Source organism: Pseudomonas sp. PI1, from assembly GCF_000812405.1.
Lineage (GTDB): Bacteria > Pseudomonadota > Gammaproteobacteria > Pseudomonadales > Pseudomonadaceae > Pseudomonas > Pseudomonas citronellolis.
In genome coordinates, this window is the sequence record NZ_JWMC01000035.1 from 15,483 (window position 1) to 30,929 (window position 15,447).

12 protein-coding genes are annotated in these 15,447 nt (G+C 70.7%); 5 read left to right on the forward strand and 7 right to left on the reverse strand.

What is annotated here, in order from left to right:
• Positions 1-3 precede the first annotated feature (3 nt).
• Positions 4-774, forward strand: a complete 771-nt coding sequence (locus tag RN02_RS12165; RefSeq protein WP_043314746.1) for an IclR family transcriptional regulator — start codon at positions 4-6, stop codon at positions 772-774.
• Positions 775-781: 7 nt separating this feature from the next.
• Here the strand turns inward: RN02_RS12165 and RN02_RS12170 are convergent, their stop codons facing one another.
• Positions 782-1,627, reverse strand: a complete 846-nt coding sequence (locus tag RN02_RS12170) for a CAP domain-containing protein (RefSeq protein WP_043314747.1) — start codon at positions 1,625-1,627, stop codon at positions 782-784.
• A 238-nt stretch (positions 1,628-1,865) separates the two neighbouring features.
• On the opposite strand from RN02_RS12170, the gene RN02_RS12175 reads away from it, so the two are divergent.
• Together RN02_RS12175 and RN02_RS12180 are read left to right on the forward strand one after the other, a co-directional pair.
• Positions 1,866-2,453 (forward strand): NAD(P)H-dependent oxidoreductase, encoded by a 588-nt coding sequence (locus RN02_RS12175; RefSeq protein WP_043314748.1) that lies wholly within the window; start codon positions 1,866-1,868, stop codon positions 2,451-2,453.
• Between the two features lie 441 nt (positions 2,454-2,894).
• Positions 2,895-3,176: a peptidylprolyl isomerase gene (locus tag RN02_RS12180; RefSeq protein WP_009621739.1), complete on the forward strand. Its 282-nt coding sequence runs from the start codon at positions 2,895-2,897 to the stop codon at positions 3,174-3,176.
• 21 nt (positions 3,177-3,197) lie between these two features.
• Here the strand turns inward: RN02_RS12180 and RN02_RS33730 are convergent, their stop codons facing one another.
• The 5 genes from RN02_RS33730 to RN02_RS12205 form a co-directional block, all read right to left on the reverse strand.
• Complete coding sequence (locus tag RN02_RS33730) at positions 3,198-4,505, reverse strand: hypothetical protein (protein ID WP_043314749.1); 1,308 nt, start codon at positions 4,503-4,505, stop codon at positions 3,198-3,200.
• A complete protein-coding gene (locus RN02_RS12190; protein WP_043314750.1) occupies positions 4,502-5,614 on the reverse strand; it encodes a DUF917 domain-containing protein in 1,113 nt (370 codons plus the stop codon). Before RN02_RS12190 ends, RN02_RS33730 begins: the two co-directional genes overlap by 4 nt.
• Before the next feature lie 23 nt (positions 5,615-5,637).
• Positions 5,638-7,224: a hydantoinase/oxoprolinase N-terminal domain-containing protein gene (locus RN02_RS12195; RefSeq protein ID WP_043314751.1), complete on the reverse strand. Its 1,587-nt coding sequence runs from the start codon at positions 7,222-7,224 to the stop codon at positions 5,638-5,640.
• Between the two features lie 11 nt (positions 7,225-7,235).
• Complete coding sequence (locus RN02_RS12200) at positions 7,236-8,180, reverse strand: SphA family protein (protein ID WP_043270753.1); 945 nt, start codon at positions 8,178-8,180, stop codon at positions 7,236-7,238.
• Between the two features lie 381 nt (positions 8,181-8,561).
• Positions 8,562-11,204: a LuxR C-terminal-related transcriptional regulator gene (locus RN02_RS12205; protein WP_160326819.1), complete on the reverse strand. Its 2,643-nt coding sequence runs from the start codon at positions 11,202-11,204 to the stop codon at positions 8,562-8,564.
• 594 nt (positions 11,205-11,798) lie between these two features.
• On the opposite strand from RN02_RS12205, the gene RN02_RS12210 reads away from it, so the two are divergent.
• Together RN02_RS12210 and RN02_RS12215 are read left to right on the forward strand one after the other, a co-directional pair.
• Positions 11,799-12,923 carry a PilT/PilU family type 4a pilus ATPase gene (locus RN02_RS12210; RefSeq protein WP_009621730.1) on the forward strand — a complete coding sequence of 375 codons (1,125 nt, stop codon included), beginning with the start codon at positions 11,799-11,801 and terminating at the stop codon, positions 12,921-12,923.
• Between the two features lie 1,097 nt (positions 12,924-14,020).
• On the forward strand, positions 14,021-14,515 hold the full coding sequence (locus RN02_RS12215) for a hypothetical protein (RefSeq protein ID WP_009621720.1): 495 nt from the start codon (positions 14,021-14,023) through the stop codon (positions 14,513-14,515).
• Positions 14,516-14,518: 3 nt separating this feature from the next.
• Here RN02_RS12215 and RN02_RS12220 read toward each other — a convergent pair whose 3' ends face one another.
• A complete protein-coding gene (locus RN02_RS12220; RefSeq protein WP_009621718.1) occupies positions 14,519-15,427 on the reverse strand; it encodes a YihY/virulence factor BrkB family protein in 909 nt (302 codons plus the stop codon).
• Positions 15,428-15,447: the final 20 nt, after the last annotated feature.

Consider the following 15,447-nt stretch of genomic DNA (forward strand, 5'->3'; position numbering starts at 1 on the left):
GCGATGCAGGGGAAAGAGGAAGGCAGCACGGTGCGCTCGGTGGAGCGCGCCCTGGCGATCGTCGAACTGCTCGGCGAGCACGGCTCCCTGGGGCTGGAGGAACTGCACTACCTCACCGCCCTGCCCAAGGCCACCGTCTCGCGCCTGCTGCACACCCTGCAGGAGCAGGGCTGGCTGTACCGCGGCCTGTGCGACCGGCGCTACCGCCTGAGCTCGCGGCGGCTGTTCGGCGACGCCAGCGAGCGCCAGAGCCGGCGCCTGGTGGAGGAAGCCGCGCCGCTGCTCAAGGCGCTGAGCGAGCGCACCGGGCTGGTGGCCGACCTGTCGTTCTTCGACGGCGCCGACCTGCGGGTGATGGAAAGCTCGGTGCCCGAGCGCCTGCGCAAGCGCTACCCGAGCAACCGCATGATCGTCGGGCTCAAGGCCAGCCTGTTCCACTCGGCCATGGGCCAGGCCTGCCTGGCGGCGCTGGACGAGCAGCACGTGCGCAGCCTGGCCGAACGCCACGCGCTGCGGGGCGAGGAACTGCTGCAGCTGCACGAGCGCGCGCACCACCGCGGCTTCGGCGAACGCACCGAGGGCCACTGGGAATACTCGGTGCGCCTGCCCTTCCTGATCCGCGCCATCGCCCTGCCGGTGCGCGCCGGCGAACGCCTGCTGGGCAGCGTCGCGCTGCACTGGCCGCAGGACCAGGGCAGCGTCGAGCAGGTGCGCCGCCAGTACCTGGGCAGCCTCGGCGACACCATCGAGCAGTTGCAGCGCAGCCTCGCCTGAGGCGCGCTCAGGGCGCGCCGAACATCGCCGTCCAGTAGATGCCGGCGTCGCTCTTCGGGTCCACCGCGTAGGCCGCGCCCAGCTCGCGGTACTGCGGGCTCATCAGGTTGGCGCAGTGCCCGGGGCTGGCCAGCCAGGCCTGCACCACGGCGTTCGCGGTGCCCTGCCCGGCGGCGATGTTCTCGCCCACGGAACCGGCGCTGTAGCCGCCCAGCTCGGCGCGGTCGCCGGGGGTGCGGCCGTCGCGGTCCAGGTGGGAGAAGTAGTTGCCGTTGGCCATGGAGCGGCTGTGCTCCTCGGCCACGCTGCCCAGCACCGCGTTCCAACCCAGCGGCGCGGCCTTGGCGAAGCCCTGCCCGCCACACTGGCGCGCCTGGCCCCGCGCGGCATTGACCGCCTGCAACAGCTTCTGCCCCTCGGCCTGCCAGTCGCCCAGCTTGCCCTGCAACAGCGGCCGCGCCAGCACCACGCGCCAGTCGTTGCCCTGGCGGCTGACGCCGACCTCGATGAACTGCGGGTCGAGCAGCACCTGGCAGAAACTCTCCTGCAGCGCCGCCATGGCCGCCTGCTCGTCCTTCGGCCCGCTGAGGCTGAGCATGCGCGCGCTGCTCATGGGGTAGCCGGTGGCCTTGAGCGCCGACTGCCAGTCGGAAACCCCCGGCGCCAGCACCAGCCGCGAATCCTGCCCCAGCGGCGGCAGCGCCTCGCTGGCCCGGCCGGCGCAGGCCTGCGGCTGGCTGCGGTAGAGGTTGATGGCTTCGAGCAGCGGCTCGGCCGCCACGGCATGGCTGGCGCCGGCCAGCAGCGCCAGGGACGGCAGGAGGCATCGCAGAACGGACGGCAAGACGCGCATGAAAGGCTCCCTTGGTGGACTGCCGGACATGATGCGCGATCCGGCGGGATTTCGCTGCCCCCTGGCGTGGGGTCGAAGTCACCCGTGCGCGCCGGGCTATCTGCCGATTGCATAACCTGGAGCAATTCCCGGCGCCGATTCGTGAGTTAGAAACACAAATCAATTGCCGCGCGGCCGGTTTTTCCGCTTCCGCGGGCTGGCTATCCTGCCGGTCACTTACAGCTTTCGGAGCCTTTCCATGCAAAACATCCTCCTGCTCAACGGCGGCAAGCAGTTCGCCCATTCCAACGGCCAATACAACGCCACCCTGCACGAAGCGGCCCTGGCCCACCTCGACCACGCCGGCTTCGACGTGAAGCAAACCTTCATCGACGGCGGCTACGACATCGACGAAGAGGTGCAGAAATTCCTCTGGGCCGACGTGGTGATCTACCAGATGCCCGGCTGGTGGATGGGCGCGCCCTGGACCGTGAAGAAGTACGTCGACGAGGTGTTCACCGCCGGCCACGGCAGCCTCTACGCCAACGACGGCCGCACCCGCTCCGACGCCTCGCAGAAGTACGGCAGCGGCGGCCTGATCCACGGCAAGCGCTACATGCTCTCGCTGACCTGGAACGCCCCGCAGCAGGCCTTCGACGACCCCAGCGACTTCTTCGAGGGCAAGGGCGTGGATGCGGTCTACTTCCCCTTCCACAAGGCCAACCAGTTCCTCGGCATGCAGGCGCTGCCGACCTTCCTCTGTGTGGATGTGATGAAGCGGCCGAACATCGAGGCGGATGTGGAGCGTTATCGCAAGCATCTGGACGAGGTGTTCGGCAAGCGTTGAGGCACGGTCTGCCTCACCCGCGCCATTTCCCGTAGGGCGCATAACGCCTACGGCGTTATCCGCCGCCTGGCCTTGGTCCCCGGCGCCTCCGGGGCCGACCTTGGCGTTGGTTGCGACCTCGGTGTATCGGCGGATAACCGCGAACGGTTATTCGCCCTACGTTATGGTCGGGTCTGGCGTAGGGCGCATAACGCCTACGGCGTTATCCGCCGTCTGGCCTTGATTCCCGACGACTCCGGGGCCGACCTCGGCGTTGGTGGCAACCTGGGTGTATCGGCGGATAACCGCGAACGGTTATTCGCCCTACGTTATGGTCGGGCCTGGCGTTATCCGCCGTCTGGCCATGGCCCCGGCGTATCGCCCCGACGGAAACCCTCCGCACCGTACCGGCAAATGCGCTAGTCTCTGCCTCCCTCCCCTCTGCCTTTCAGGAGCATCACCATGGCCCGCGCTTCCGCCCGTCACATCCTGGTTTCCAGCGAAGCCAAGTGCAATGAACTCAAGGCCGCCATCGAAGGTGGCGCCGACTTCGCCGCCCTGGCCCGCGAGCATTCCACCTGCCCGTCCGGCCGCAGCGGCGGCGACCTGGGTTCCTTCCGCCCGGGCCAGATGGTCCGCGAGTTCGACCAGGTGGTGTTCAGCGCGCCGCTGAACCAGGTCCAGGGCCCGGTGAAGACCCAGTTCGGCTACCACCTGGTGGAAGTCACCAGCCGCGAAGACTGATCCCTCCCAACCGGGCGCGCCTCAGGGCAACAGCGCCCGGCTGCCTTGCCGGGCCACGCCCGGCTTCCGCACTCCGCGGCGCGCGGCGATGGCGCGCAGCAGCAGATAGCAGCCAGCCGCCAGCAGCAGCGAATCCAGCGCCGGCACCCAGGTCAGGGTGAACGGCCAGAGCACCTGCAATGCCGCCGCCCCTACCCCGCAGGCCCAGGCGCCGAAGGCTTCCGGCCGCCAGCGGCGAGGGCTGCGCACGGCGCCCCGCAGATTCAGGTAGTAGTTGCACAGGTAGACCCCGCCCACCGGCGGCAGGGCCACGGCCAGCAGCGCCAGGTAATGCTGCAGGGCGTCGCCCAGGCCGGCCAGCCCCAATGTCGCGCCGACCAGCCCGGTGAACAGCGCCAGGCGCCGGCGCTGCACCTGCGGCGCCACGCTGGCGCACACCAGGGTCGCCGCGTAGAGGTTGTAGGCGTTGGTCGACCAGGCCGAGAGCAGGATGATCAGCATCGCCGGCAGGCCCAGGCCGAGGGCGAGCATGATCGCCACCAGTTGCCGCTCCCCGGTGGCCAGGCTGGGCAGCCCGGCCAGCGCCAGCACCAGCGGGAAGCCCAGGCCGAAGGCGCAGAACACCGCCGCCAGCGCGCGGCCGGGCGACAGGGCGTGGCGGCAGATGTCCGGCAGCAGGATGCAGCCGATGACCACGCCGCCCACCACCAGCGACATGCCCTGCAGCACCGAGTAATCCCCGGCGCCACCGCCCGCGGGCGGCATGCCGTGGCCTTTCAGCGCCACCCAGCAGGCCCACAGCACCAGGCCCAGCTTCAGCGGCGTGGCCAGTTGCGACAGCCGGTCCAGGGCGCGGAAGCCGACCAGGTTGGTGAGCAGCATCAGCAGGCAGCCGGCCAGGCTCCAGCCCTGCGCCGGCACCCCTGCCAGGACGGCCGGCGCGGCCGCCGCCATGGCCTGGCCGAACAGGCCGGCGACCACGCCGAACCAGCCCAGCAGCGCCAGCGACAGCACCAGGTTGACGCAGCGCCCGCCCACGGCGCCGAAGGCGTCGAGGATCAGCATGTAGGTGCTCAGCCGCGAGCGCGCCCCGGCGTAGGCGGCGGGCAGCGCCAGCAGCAGGAGCACCGCGCCGCCGCCCAGGCAGGCCAGCAGCGCCTGCTGCCGGCCCAGGGCGTGGGCCAGTTCGGCGCCGGTGACGAAGCACGGCAGGGCGATCAGCGCGCCCATCAGGATCAGGCCGAGTCGCCAGGCGCCCAGGCCTTCGCCGTGTGGCAGGGCGCAGGTGGCAGGGTCGCCGTCGGGCTGCGCGCCAGGTAGGTCGTTCATGCCGGCGCCCTCCCCTGGTCATCGGCCAGGAAGGAGCGCCACGGCGAGTCCAGGCCGAAGCGCGCCGGGCCCACCACCGCCAGCGCCGCCTCGCTGAGCAGGCACGGCGGCGCGGCGTAGGCCAGCAGGCGCACGCGCATGCCGTAGCGCAGGTTCTCGGCGGTCAGCGGCTCGGCGCTCTCGCTGTCGAGCAGGCACAGCAGGTCGGGCACCACCGCCAGCACGCGCTCGCCCTGGCGGGCGCGGAGGAACTCGTTCTGGATGTCGATGACCACCGCTTCGCCGCTGCCGCTGGCCGGCTCCAGCAACACCTGGCCCCAGTGGAAGCCGTCGCGGGTCTCGTGGCGCACGTCGGCGACCTTGCCGTCGAACAGCTCGCGGGCGCGGCGCCCCGGCTCCAGGCCGTCGAGGAAGCGCACCAGCCCGGCCACCGGGTCGGCGCTGCCGGCGCGCGCCTCGCGGATGTGGCGGCCGATGCGCAGGGCCTGGGTGATGCTGCCCGCTACCGCGAAGCGCTTCGCCTGGGCCCCGCTCAGCGGATAGAGCACGCCGTACAGGCTGCCGCCCAGGCTCGCGGCCAGGGCCCGGACCATGAGTTCCAGGCTCGGGTTGTCGACCGCGCTCAGGCGCGCCAGGTTGCCCAGGTCGTCGCTGAACAGGGCCGGCGAAGCGCTGCAGCCGTGGATGCCGAAGGTGGTCATGTCGATGTGCGGGAAGGCCCGGCCGATGCCGTCGGCATCCACCAGCGGCAGGCCGCTCAGGGCCGCGGCGGCCAGCGGCAGCATGGCATTGGCGCCGCCGACCTCGGCGCAGATCAGCGCGTCTATCGGCCGTGCGTAGAACGCCTCGGCCTGCTGCAGCAGGTGCTGCAGGGCGGCCTCGCTGAGCAGGTGTTCGACCAGCACGGTGGGCGCGCCTATCCCGGCGACGCTGACCACGAAGGCCTCGTCGGCGAGCTCGGCCAGTGGCAGCAGGCGCGGCTGCAGGCCACGCTGCAGTTGGCGACGCAGGAACAGCTCGCCGACATGGGGGTCGCCCCCGCCGCCGGTGCCCAGCAGCACGGCGCCGCGCGCCAGGTCCTGGCTGGAAATGGTATCGAAGCAAGGCATGCTCGGGTCCTCTTCGGGAGGGGTCAATGGGTGGCGGCCAGGGCCAGGTCGCCGACGGCGCGGACCTGCACGCGGGTGGCGCCGGCGCGCAGGTGCGTCATGGGCAGCTCGTTCAGTTCCACGACGCCGACGCTGGCGGGCTCGGCGCCAGCCTCCACGGCGGCATCGATGGCCTCCTGGCGGGCCTGGCGCAGCACGCTTTCGCGGTTGCCCGGGTGCATCTGGAACAAGCGGTCGACACGCCCGCTGACCTGGGCGATGGCCGCGCCGATGGCGTTGGCCACCTCCGCGCGGGCCGGGCGCAGCACCTGCGCGGCGCCCTGCAGGTGCATGGGCAGGAGGATGCTGCCGCCACCCACCAGCACCACCGGCAAGGGCGCGCTGCTGGTGCGCATGCGTTCCAGGGCGTGCTCCAGTGTCCCGCGGATGGCGGCCATGGCCTGCTCCACCTGGGCCGGTTCGAGATCGGCGAGGCGCCGCGGGTCGCCGATGCCCTGCAGGCCGTGGGCGGCCACGGCGATGTCGGTCGCGCACAGCGCGTCGCCGCCGAATACCCTGGCCCGCTGGCGCAAGCGCAGGCCCAGGGACTCGGGGCCGAGCACCGGCCGGCCACCTTCCAGGCGCACCAGGGTGCCGCCGCCGAGGGCGACGGACAGGGTGTCGGGCATGCGCAGGTTGCAACGCACTCCGCCCAGCTCCAGGGGGCCGGCGGTCTGCCGTGGGAAGCCCTGGACCAGCGCGCCGATATCGCTGGTGGTGCCGCCGATGTCCAGCACCAGGGCGTCCTCCACACCGGTGAGGAAGGCCGCGCCGCGCAGGCTGTTGGTCGGCCCCGCGGCGCAGGTGAGGATCGGGAAGCGCGTGGCCATCGATGGGGTGATCAGGGTGCCGTCGTTCTGGCTGATGAACAGCGGCGCGTTCAGTTGCAGGCGGCGGAAGGCCCGCATCAGGTCGCCGACCACCCGCTGCGCCAGCGGCTGCAGGCTGGCGTTGACGATGGCCGCGTTCTCCCGTTCCAGCAGGCCGATGCCGCCGACATCCGAGGACAGCGTCAGGTGCACCGCGTCACCCAGGACCTTCAGCAGCACCGCCGCCGCTTCCTGCTCGATGTCCGGGCGCAGCGGGGCGAAGGTGGTGGACAGCACCAGCGCCTCGGCGCCCCGCTGGCGGATCGATGCGCCGATCCGTTCGAGCTGGCGCACATCCAGCGCGCTGTAGGTGCGGCCGTTGAACAGCGCGCCGCCGTCGGCCAGGAAGACCTGCCCATCGATCGCCTCGCACAGCTCCGCCGGCCAGCCCTGCAGCGGCGGCACGCCGTCGCCGCGCGGCAGGGCCAGGCGTACCACCGCGACCCGCGCCAGGTGCCGGCGTTCGAGGAAGGCGTTGAGCAGCTGGGTGGTGCCCAGCATCACCGCGGCCACCGCCGCCGGTTCCACCGCCGCCTCGCGCAGCAGTTCGTCGACCGCCGCCGCCACGCCGTCGCCGACCGCCGCGGTGGTGGGGCGCTTCAGGGCGCAGAGCACTTCGCGGCCGCGCATCAGCACGGCGTCGGTATTGGTGCCGCCGACATCGATGCCGATGCGCAGCGCAGGGGTGTCCTTGCGGACCATGGGCTCTCTCCTCAAAGCGAACGTGACCAGACGACGTAGGCGGTATTGGCCGCCAGCGAATTACGCGTGCTCAGCGGCGCCAGCGCCTTGAACTTCAGCGAGCCGGCGGCGCGCGGCAGGTCGTAGGCCAGCACCGGCCCCAGCGCGGTGGCGCGGTAGCGCCGGCCGTCCGGCTCGACGCGCGCGCCGTGCTGGCGGTCGTCGTCGAGCTGGCGCGCGTGGTAGCCGGCCAGGCCCAGCTGCCAGCGGCCAATGCGCTGGCCGACGGCGAAGTTGAGGTTGGCCACGGTGCCGCTTTCGTAGTCGGTGGCGCGGTTCCGGGAGGCGACGTTGACGAAGGCGTGCAGGCTCAGCTCCAGGCCCTCGCCCAGGGCGTTCGGCCCGCCGAGGTAGGTGAGCGCGGCGTTGGGCACGAAGAAGTAGACGTTGCGCCCGGAGGTGTAGAGGTCCGAGGTGTTGTAGCGGCCGCTGGGGAACACCATCGAGTACGCCAGCTTGAGCGTCGCCCCGGTGGGCCGCTGGCCGGGGGCGGCGTCGCCCAGGTAGCGGCTCCACATCAGCAGGTCCGCGTAGAGGTCGCCGAAGCCCTGGTAGTGCTGGGCCTCGCCGTTCAGCTCCATGCGCCCGCCGTTGACGCTGCCCTGCAGGCTGGAGGCCAGGGTGCCGCCGAAGACCTGCCCGGGGTAGACGTAGAGCAGGCCCAGGGCAGCCACCTGGGACGCCATGCGGCCTTCCAGCGCCGGGTCGCGCCCGCCGTCGTTGCCATGGAAGCGGTCGCCGCTGGCGTAGCCGAGCACCAGCCCGCCGTACAGACCGGAGGTGGCCGGCAGCAGCGCCGCCCCCAGGTCGGTGCCGCCCACCGGCCCGCCGTAGCTGGCCCCCTCGGCGGCGAATGCGCAGGCCAGGGGCAGCGCCGCCTGGCCGAGGAGTACCGCGGTCGTTCTTCGAAGATTCATTGCACGCCTCCTGCGCCCTGCCGGCTGAGCCGTCGCGGCTCACGGCCTGGCGAAGCCTGCGGCCTCGTGGGCCGCGGATTGTTGTTGTCATGGGCTGGCCGCGCGGCGCAGTGCCGCCGCTGCCTGCCGGGCGCAGTATGCGAAGACTCGGACGGCGCGAGCCGTCCCGGGATGAGGGAAGGTGGCGGGTAAATCGGGGGAGCGCTGCCCCCCGTCGCTAAGGCGCTGGCGGGAGTGGCCTGGATGGCGTCCTGGCGTTCGGCCGCGCGGGATATGCGGACGCAGCCCACGGAGAAACCTGGGGGAAGCAGCCGATCCCCCGGCGAAGAATCGAGGCCGCCCCCCGGTTTCCGTTCCGGCAGGCCGGAACGGCGCCCTGGCTCAGGGCAGGATGGCCCGGCGCCGCGCCACGGCCAGCGCCTCCCGGCGCCGGTGCACGCCCAGCTTGGCGTAGACCGATTTCAGGTGCTGCTTGACCGTCTCCGGGGAAATCCCCAGTTCGCGGGCGATGACCTTGGTGGTGCGGCCGCCGGCCAGGCCCATCAGCGCATCCAGTTCGCGCCGGGTGAACAGGGCCTGGGCATCCAGGCGCGCGCGGAAGTGCCTTTCCCAGAGTTCGATGCAGCGCGCGATCAACTGCGCCTGGGCGTGGCCCTGGCGCCTCGACATCTCGCGCAGGTGGGTGATCACCTCGGCGCCCGCCTCGATGAAGCTCTGCACCGCGCCGCCCTGGCCGAGCAATTCCAGCGCCTCGTCGAGCACCGCCGTGGGCTGGCCGGGCAGTTCGCCGGCCAGCAGCGCGTGGGCCTTGAGCGCCAGGGCGCGGCCGACGCAGGAGCGGTTGCGCCGCTCGCGGGCCAGGCGCTCGAAGGCCTCCGCCGTCAGCAGCGCCGCCGCCATCTGCCCCTGGGCGGCCTGCAGCCAGTAGTGGGCCTGGGCGATGGCGACCAGCTCGGCCCAGAACAGCGGGCGCCCGTCCAGGATCTCCTGCCAGAGCTTCGCCAGGTTGATCTCCAGCGCCAGTTCCAGGCCGGCCTCCACCTCGCCCTGGCGCAGGCGCAGCTCCACGAGGGTCGCGGCCACCGCGCGGCGCAGCGGGTACTCCAGGGCCCGCCCGGCCCAGGCCGCCTCCAGGCTGGCCATGGCCTGGGCGCTATCGCCGAGGAAGTAGGCCGCCCGCGCCGCGCCGATCAGGCCGCGCTCCCAGGCCTCGGCCATGGCGTTGCCCAGGCGCGAGGCGCAGTGCGCGAACGCCTGCCGCGCCTGCTCCAGCTCGCCACGCACGTAGTGGACATGGCCGAGCAGCGCATGCACCAGATGGAAGAGCACCCGCGCCTGTGGCGAGGCCAGCGGCCCGTCCTTGGCCAGCAGGAAGGTCACCGTCTGCAGCACCTCGTCGAAGCGCGCCTGGGCGCTGTCGCTCAGGGCCCGGTAGACCAGCGACCAGGGCTGGTTCTCGCGGAAGCCCTCGCTGCGGTTGACCTCGATGAACTCCTCCAGGCGCAGGCGCGCCTCGTCGATGTTGCCGTAGCGCAGCAGCAGCATGATTTCGCTCGGCAGCACCAGGCACAGGTAGCGCGGGTCCTCGAAGAAGCGCGCGCGGGCATCGGCCACGGCCCGCACCACCACCTCGCGGGAGGCGCCGTCGCCGGCCCGCTGCACGCAGCCGATGAGCATCATCGCGCGCACGTAGAGCAGGTCGGTGCGCGTCTCCGCGTCTTCCGCCGATGAGGTCACGCCGCCGTAGGCGGCCTCCAGCCGCGACAGGTCGAGGCTGTCCTGCAGCGTCTCGCCGCTGAGCATGTGCAGGCAGATGAGCATCAGGCGCAGACGCGGCTCGCGGCGCACCAGGGTCAGCGGCAACAGTTCGAGCAGCGCCCGCGTGCGCGCCGCCCCCTCGCTGACCAGCAGGCGCACCGCGCCGGCTTCCAGGATGATCGACACGGCCTGGTAGTAGAGCCCCCCTTGCGAGGCGTGCTCGACGGCGCGGAACACCTGCTGGCGCTGGGCATGGAAGTCGGCCGCGCGCCCCTGCAGCAGGGCGAAGCGGTCCGGCTCGCGGCTTTCCAGGCGGCCGAGGAGGAATTCGCGCAGCAGCGGATGCAGGCGCACCCGCAGCGGTTGCTCGGGCACCACGATGGGCGCCAGGCGCGCGGCCTCGCGCAGCCAGCGCTCGGCGTCGTCGCGCCCGCGCAGGGCATTGGCGCTAGGCACGTCCACGCTGTCCAGGATGCTGCAGTCGAGCAGGAACCCGCTCAGCTCCACAGGCAGGCTGGCGAACACCTCCTCGGCGAGGTAATCGAAGATGCCGCCCAGCGAGGCGTACGGGTCGGTCTCCGGCGGCGCCTGGCCGTCGAGGTTGCCGTTGCAGCGCAGGCGCAGCAGTTGCAGGGCGAAGGGCCAGCCCTCGGTGTAGTTCGCCCAGTAGCGGGCGCGCGTCTCGCCCAGCTGCGCGCCGAGCAGTTGCTGCGTCTCCTCTTCGGTGAACCGCAGGTTGTCGGCCTCGACGACGCGCAGCAGCCCGGCCAGTTGCAGTTGCGTGAGCGGCAGCGCCGGTTGCCGCCGGCTGCCCAGCAGCAGGCGGCACCCCGAAGGCAGGCGCCGGGCCAGGTCCTCCAGCAGCCGCTCGACTTCGAGGTCCAGGGCCAGGTCCAACTGGTCGACGAACAGGTTGCAATTGCGCGGGCAGGCTTCGAGCAGGCCGAGCAGCGCGCCGAGGCCGGCATCCGGCGCCGGGCCCAGCCCGCCCTGGTGCAGGCACTGCAGCAGGCTTTCGAGGAACAGTTCCGGCCGGCAGTCGCTCTCGCCGCAGTTCACCCAGAAGGTGTACTCGCCCCGCTCGGCCAGCAGCCGCTCGACCTGCGCCAGCAGGGTCGTCTTGCCGAAGCCCGCCGGGGCACAGACCAGCACCAGGCGGGCGTCCCTCGGGGCGGCGCCGAGCAGCGCGTCGAACAGGCGCTGGCGGAGGAGTGAATCACTGATGTCGACGATCGGGGCGAAACGGCCATCGGCCAACGTACTCATGCTTGCAGTTCCCATACGTTCTCCAGGTGGCGCCGGCGCCCCGGGCATGGCGCGGATCGCCGGCGGTGGTGCGGGCGGCCGGAAAAGGGTTGTCTCCGTTGGTCGAGTGGGTATTGCGTATCTTTCGCATCCAGACCCGGACCAGGATGCGCTACGCACAGGTGGACCCGGCCGGCCGCCGGGGGATCGAGCCCTGTCGCGTGTCTGCACGAACCTGGCGGCCTTCCTGCCGCCTTCCGGCACGGCAGTATGGGAAGCTGCCGGCTACGGACAGCGGTAAAAACGGGGGAGTGCCTAACCGCAAATGGGGGATGGCGACGGTCATTGGCAGCACCAAGACGAAGCATTGAGAAATGCCCGCGCAAGTCAGCCATCCACGTCCGCAAGCAACGAAGGATTTGGCTTTGTATTGCGTAGGAAATCGACCAATCTGGCGCAGCCCCATCGACATCGCCGGGACGACCCAGGTCAAGAAATCGGCGCCGCCGGCACGCTAGGCTGCGCGCCACCCAACAGGCCACCGTCCGCCAGGCCGGCTAGGCTGAGAACATGCGCCCGTCCCACCCCGGGCGCCCGCCCTTGCGAGGATTCCCCATGAGCGATGCCAGCGACAGCGCCCTGCCCGACGTCTTCAGCCTGCTGCACCAGCTGGCGCAGCACGCTGGTTCCGACATGTTCTTCAGCGTCGGCGCGGCGCCGCACATCAAGGTCGAGGGCGTCAGCCGCCCGGCCGGCGAGCGCCGCCTGCGCAGCGGCGAGGTCAAGCAGTTGGCCTACCAGTTGATGTCGCAGCAGCAGATCGCCGACTTCGAGCGCGACCTGGAGATGAACCTGGCGGTGGCGGTGCCCGGCAGCGGACGCTTCCGCGTCAACGTCTACCTGCAGCGCGGCGAGGTGGCCATGGTGGTGCGGCTGATCAGGCAGGTCATCCCCGACGCCGCCAGCCTCGGCCTGCCGTCGATCCTGGAGAAGCTGGCGGTGCAGGACCGCGGCCTGATCCTGGTGGTGGGCGCGGCCGGCGCCGGCAAGTCCACCACCCTGGCGGCGATGCTCGACTTCCGCAACCGCCACCGCTCGGGGCACATCGTCTGCATCGAGGACCCCATCGAGTTCCTCCACAGCCACCAGCGCTCGATCATCGACCAGCGCGAAGTCGGCCTGGACACCCACAGCTTCGAGGACGCCCTGCGCAACGTGCTGCGCGAGGCGCCGGACGTGATCATGCTCGGCGAAATCCGCGACGCCGCGACCATGCAGCACGCCCTGCACTACGCCGAGACCGGCCACCTGTGCATGGCCACCCTGCACGGCACCAGCGCCCGCCACGCCATCGAGCGCATCGCCCGCTTCTTCCCCGACGAGGCCCGCCCGCAGGTGCTGGCCGACCTGTCGCAGAACCTCCTGGCGCTGGTCGGCCAGCGCCTGGTGCCGGGCACCACCCAGCGCCGCGTGGCGGCGGTGGAACTGGTGCTGGGCACGCCGCACATCCGCGGGCTGATCCAGCGCGACGAACTGCCGGAACTGCGCGGCGCCATCGAACGCGCCCTGGAGCAGGGCATGCAGAGTTTCGACCAGAGCCTGTACCAGTTGCTGGAAGCCGGCCGCATCAGCGTCGCCGACGCCCTGAAGTTCGCCGACTCGCGCACCGACCTGAGCCTGAAGATCAAGCTGGAGCGCGGCTTCGATGGCGACGACGGCGGGAGTGCCTTCGGTATCTGAGCCCTGCCCCGCTGCATGCGCAATCGCGGATGAGATCCGCCCTACGCCAAGCCCGCCATGGGCGTAGGGCGTATAACCGTTCGCGGTTATCCGCCGCTTCACCTTTCTTGCCAGCAACTCTGTGGTTGAACCTGGCGCGGCTTCGAGGGCGGCTCCGTGCTTGGCAGCGAGCGGGGGCATGGCCCAGGTCAAACGGCGGATAACGCCGGAGGCGTTATGCGCCCTACGCCAAGCCCACCATGGACGTAGGGCGAATAACCGTTCGCGGTTATCCGCCGCTTCACCTTTCTTGCCAGCAACTCCGTGGTTGAACCTGGTGCGGCTTCGAGGGCGGCTCCGTGCTTGGCAGCGAGCGGGGGCATGGCCCAGGTCAAACGGCGGATAACGCCGTAGGCGTTATGCGCCCTACGCCAAGCCCGCCATGGACGTAGGGCGTATAACCGTTCGCGGTTATACGCCGCTTCACCTTTCTTGCCGGCAACTCCGTGGTTGAACCTGGCGCGGCTTCGACAGCGGCTCCGTGCTCGGCAGCGAGCGGGGGCATGGCCCAGGTCAAACGGCGGATAACGCCGTAGGCGTTATGCGCCCTACGCCAAGCCCACCATGGACGTAGGGCGAATAACCGTTCGCGGTTATCCGCCGCCTCACCTTTCTTGCCGGCAACTCCGTGATTGAACCTGGCGTGGCTTCGAGGGCGGCTCCGTGCTCGTCACCGAGCGGGAGCATGGCCCAGGTCAAACGGCGGATAACGCCGGAGGCGTTATGCGCCCTACGCCAAGCCCACCATGGGCGTAGGGCGTATAACCGTTCGCGGTTATCCGCCGCCTCACCTTTCTTGCCAGCAACTCTGTGGTTGAACCTGGCGCGGCTTTGACGGCGGCTCCCTGTCCAGCAGCGAGTCACGTAGGATGGGTTGAGCTTGCGATACCCATCACCATGGCCCGATGGGTATCGCTTCGCTCAACCCATCCTACGAAGGGCACCTCGGCACGAGAGCGCGCGCCCGGTTCCTGAACGGCACGCCGGCCGTCTATGCTTGCCCACGCGGAGACGGCAAAATCGTCGGCTCCGCGCCCGTTCGCCATCGAGGGACCTTCATGGGCATGCGCCACCCGTTCTCCCGCCTCGCCGTCATCGGCCTGCCGCTGTGCCTGGCCGGCTGCGCCAGCCATGACGCCGAGCAGCAGCACCTGCTGTACCGCAACGACATGCTCGAGGCGAAGCTGCTGATCGCCTCGGCCGACCCGGGCAACTACGCCCGCGCCAACGACCTGCTCGAACGCGCCCGCGAGGCCGACCAGCGCGGCGAGGTGGCCTTCTACGAGGCGCTGCTGAAGATTCGCCAGCAGGCCCCGGCGGACCAGGCCCTGCCCCTGCTGGAGCGCGCCGCCAAGGCCGGCCAGCCCTACGCCATCGCCCTGCTCTACCGCGTCTACAACCAGCCCATGCTCGGCCAGGAGGCCGACGCGCTGAAGGCCGAGGAATACCGCAAGGCCTATGCCGAGCTGGACGTGGCCAAGAGCGGCTACCCGAACTTCGAGCGCGCCGGGCAGATCGTCGACCAGTTGCTCAGCCAGCAGCCGGCGCAGTGAGCCTCAGCCCTCCTCGGGGCTGCGCGTCTCGGCCTGTTCGAAGGTGCGCTCGCCGGGGTTCTTGCCGTGGGGCAGGTGGTGTTCGATCACCGCATTGAGCTCGGCGCCCAGCAGCAGCACCGCGGCGGAGATGTAGAAGTACAGCAGCAGCACGATGATGGCGCCGACGCTGCCGTACATGGCGTTGTAGTCGGCGAAGTTCTTCACGTAGAAGCCGAAGGCCAGGGACGCCGCCACCCAGGCCACCACCGCCAGCACCGAGCCGGGGGTGATGAAGCGGAACTTCTGCTTGACGTTGGGGGTGGCGTAGTAGATCACCGCCACCGCCATCATCATCAGCAGGACCATCACCGGCCAGCGCAGCAGCGACCAGAGCACCACCACGTAATCCTGCAGGCCGATGCGCTCGGCGATCCAGCCCATCACCTGCGGCCCGAGGATCATCAGCGCGGTCACCAGCATCAGCATCACCGCCAGGCCCAGGGTGTAGAGCAGCGACAGCGGCACGCGCTTCCACACCGGGCGCGCCTCGCGCACGTCGTAGGCGGCGTTGAGCGCGTTCATCAGCGAGCGCACCGCCGCCGAGGACGACCAGAGCGCGACCACGATCCCCACCGAAAGCAGCCCGCCCTGGCGCTGCTGCAGCTGGTCGATGATCGGGTTGACCTGCTCCAGGGCCTGGCCCGGCAGCACGTAGGCGGCCTGCTCGCGCAGCCAGTCGAAGAATTCCGGCAGGTGCAGGAAGCCCAGCAGGGCGATGAGGAACAGCAGGAACGGGAACAGCGAGAACAGCCCCTGGTAGGCCAGCGCCGCCGCGTAGGTGGGCATCTCGTCGTCGAGGAATTCCTTGACGGTCAGTTTCAGCAGTTGCCAGGGGCCCAGGCGCAGGCCCCGAAAATCCATGAATCGCATGCCTGGTTTCCTTCCTCCGC

Coding starts and splice junctions, on each gene's coding strand:
- RN02_RS12180 (WP_009621739.1), top strand. CDS start 2,895: ATGGCCCGCGCTTCCGCCCGTCACATCCTGGTTTCCAGCGAAGCCAAG.
- RN02_RS12170 (WP_043314747.1), bottom strand. CDS start 1,627: ATGCGCGTCTTGCCGTCCGTTCTGCGATGCCTCCTGCCGTCCCTGGCG.
- RN02_RS12165 (WP_043314746.1), top strand. CDS start 4: ATGCAGGGGAAAGAGGAAGGCAGCACGGTGCGCTCGGTGGAGCGCGCC.
- RN02_RS12210 (WP_009621730.1), top strand. CDS start 11,799: ATGAGCGATGCCAGCGACAGCGCCCTGCCCGACGTCTTCAGCCTGCTG.
- RN02_RS12200 (WP_043270753.1), bottom strand. CDS start 8,180: ATGAATCTTCGAAGAACGACCGCGGTACTCCTCGGCCAGGCGGCGCTG.
- RN02_RS12215 (WP_009621720.1), top strand. CDS start 14,021: ATGGGCATGCGCCACCCGTTCTCCCGCCTCGCCGTCATCGGCCTGCCG.
- RN02_RS12175 (WP_043314748.1), top strand. CDS start 1,866: ATGCAAAACATCCTCCTGCTCAACGGCGGCAAGCAGTTCGCCCATTCC.
- RN02_RS33730 (WP_043314749.1), bottom strand. CDS start 4,505: ATGAACGACCTACCTGGCGCGCAGCCCGACGGCGACCCTGCCACCTGC.
- RN02_RS12205 (WP_160326819.1), bottom strand. CDS start 11,204: ATGAGTACGTTGGCCGATGGCCGTTTCGCCCCGATCGTCGACATCAGT.
- RN02_RS12220 (WP_009621718.1), bottom strand. CDS start 15,427: ATGCGATTCATGGATTTTCGGGGCCTGCGCCTGGGCCCCTGGCAACTG.
- RN02_RS12190 (WP_043314750.1), bottom strand. CDS start 5,614: ATGCCTTGCTTCGATACCATTTCCAGCCAGGACCTGGCGCGCGGCGCC.
- RN02_RS12195 (WP_043314751.1), bottom strand. CDS start 7,224: ATGGTCCGCAAGGACACCCCTGCGCTGCGCATCGGCATCGATGTCGGC.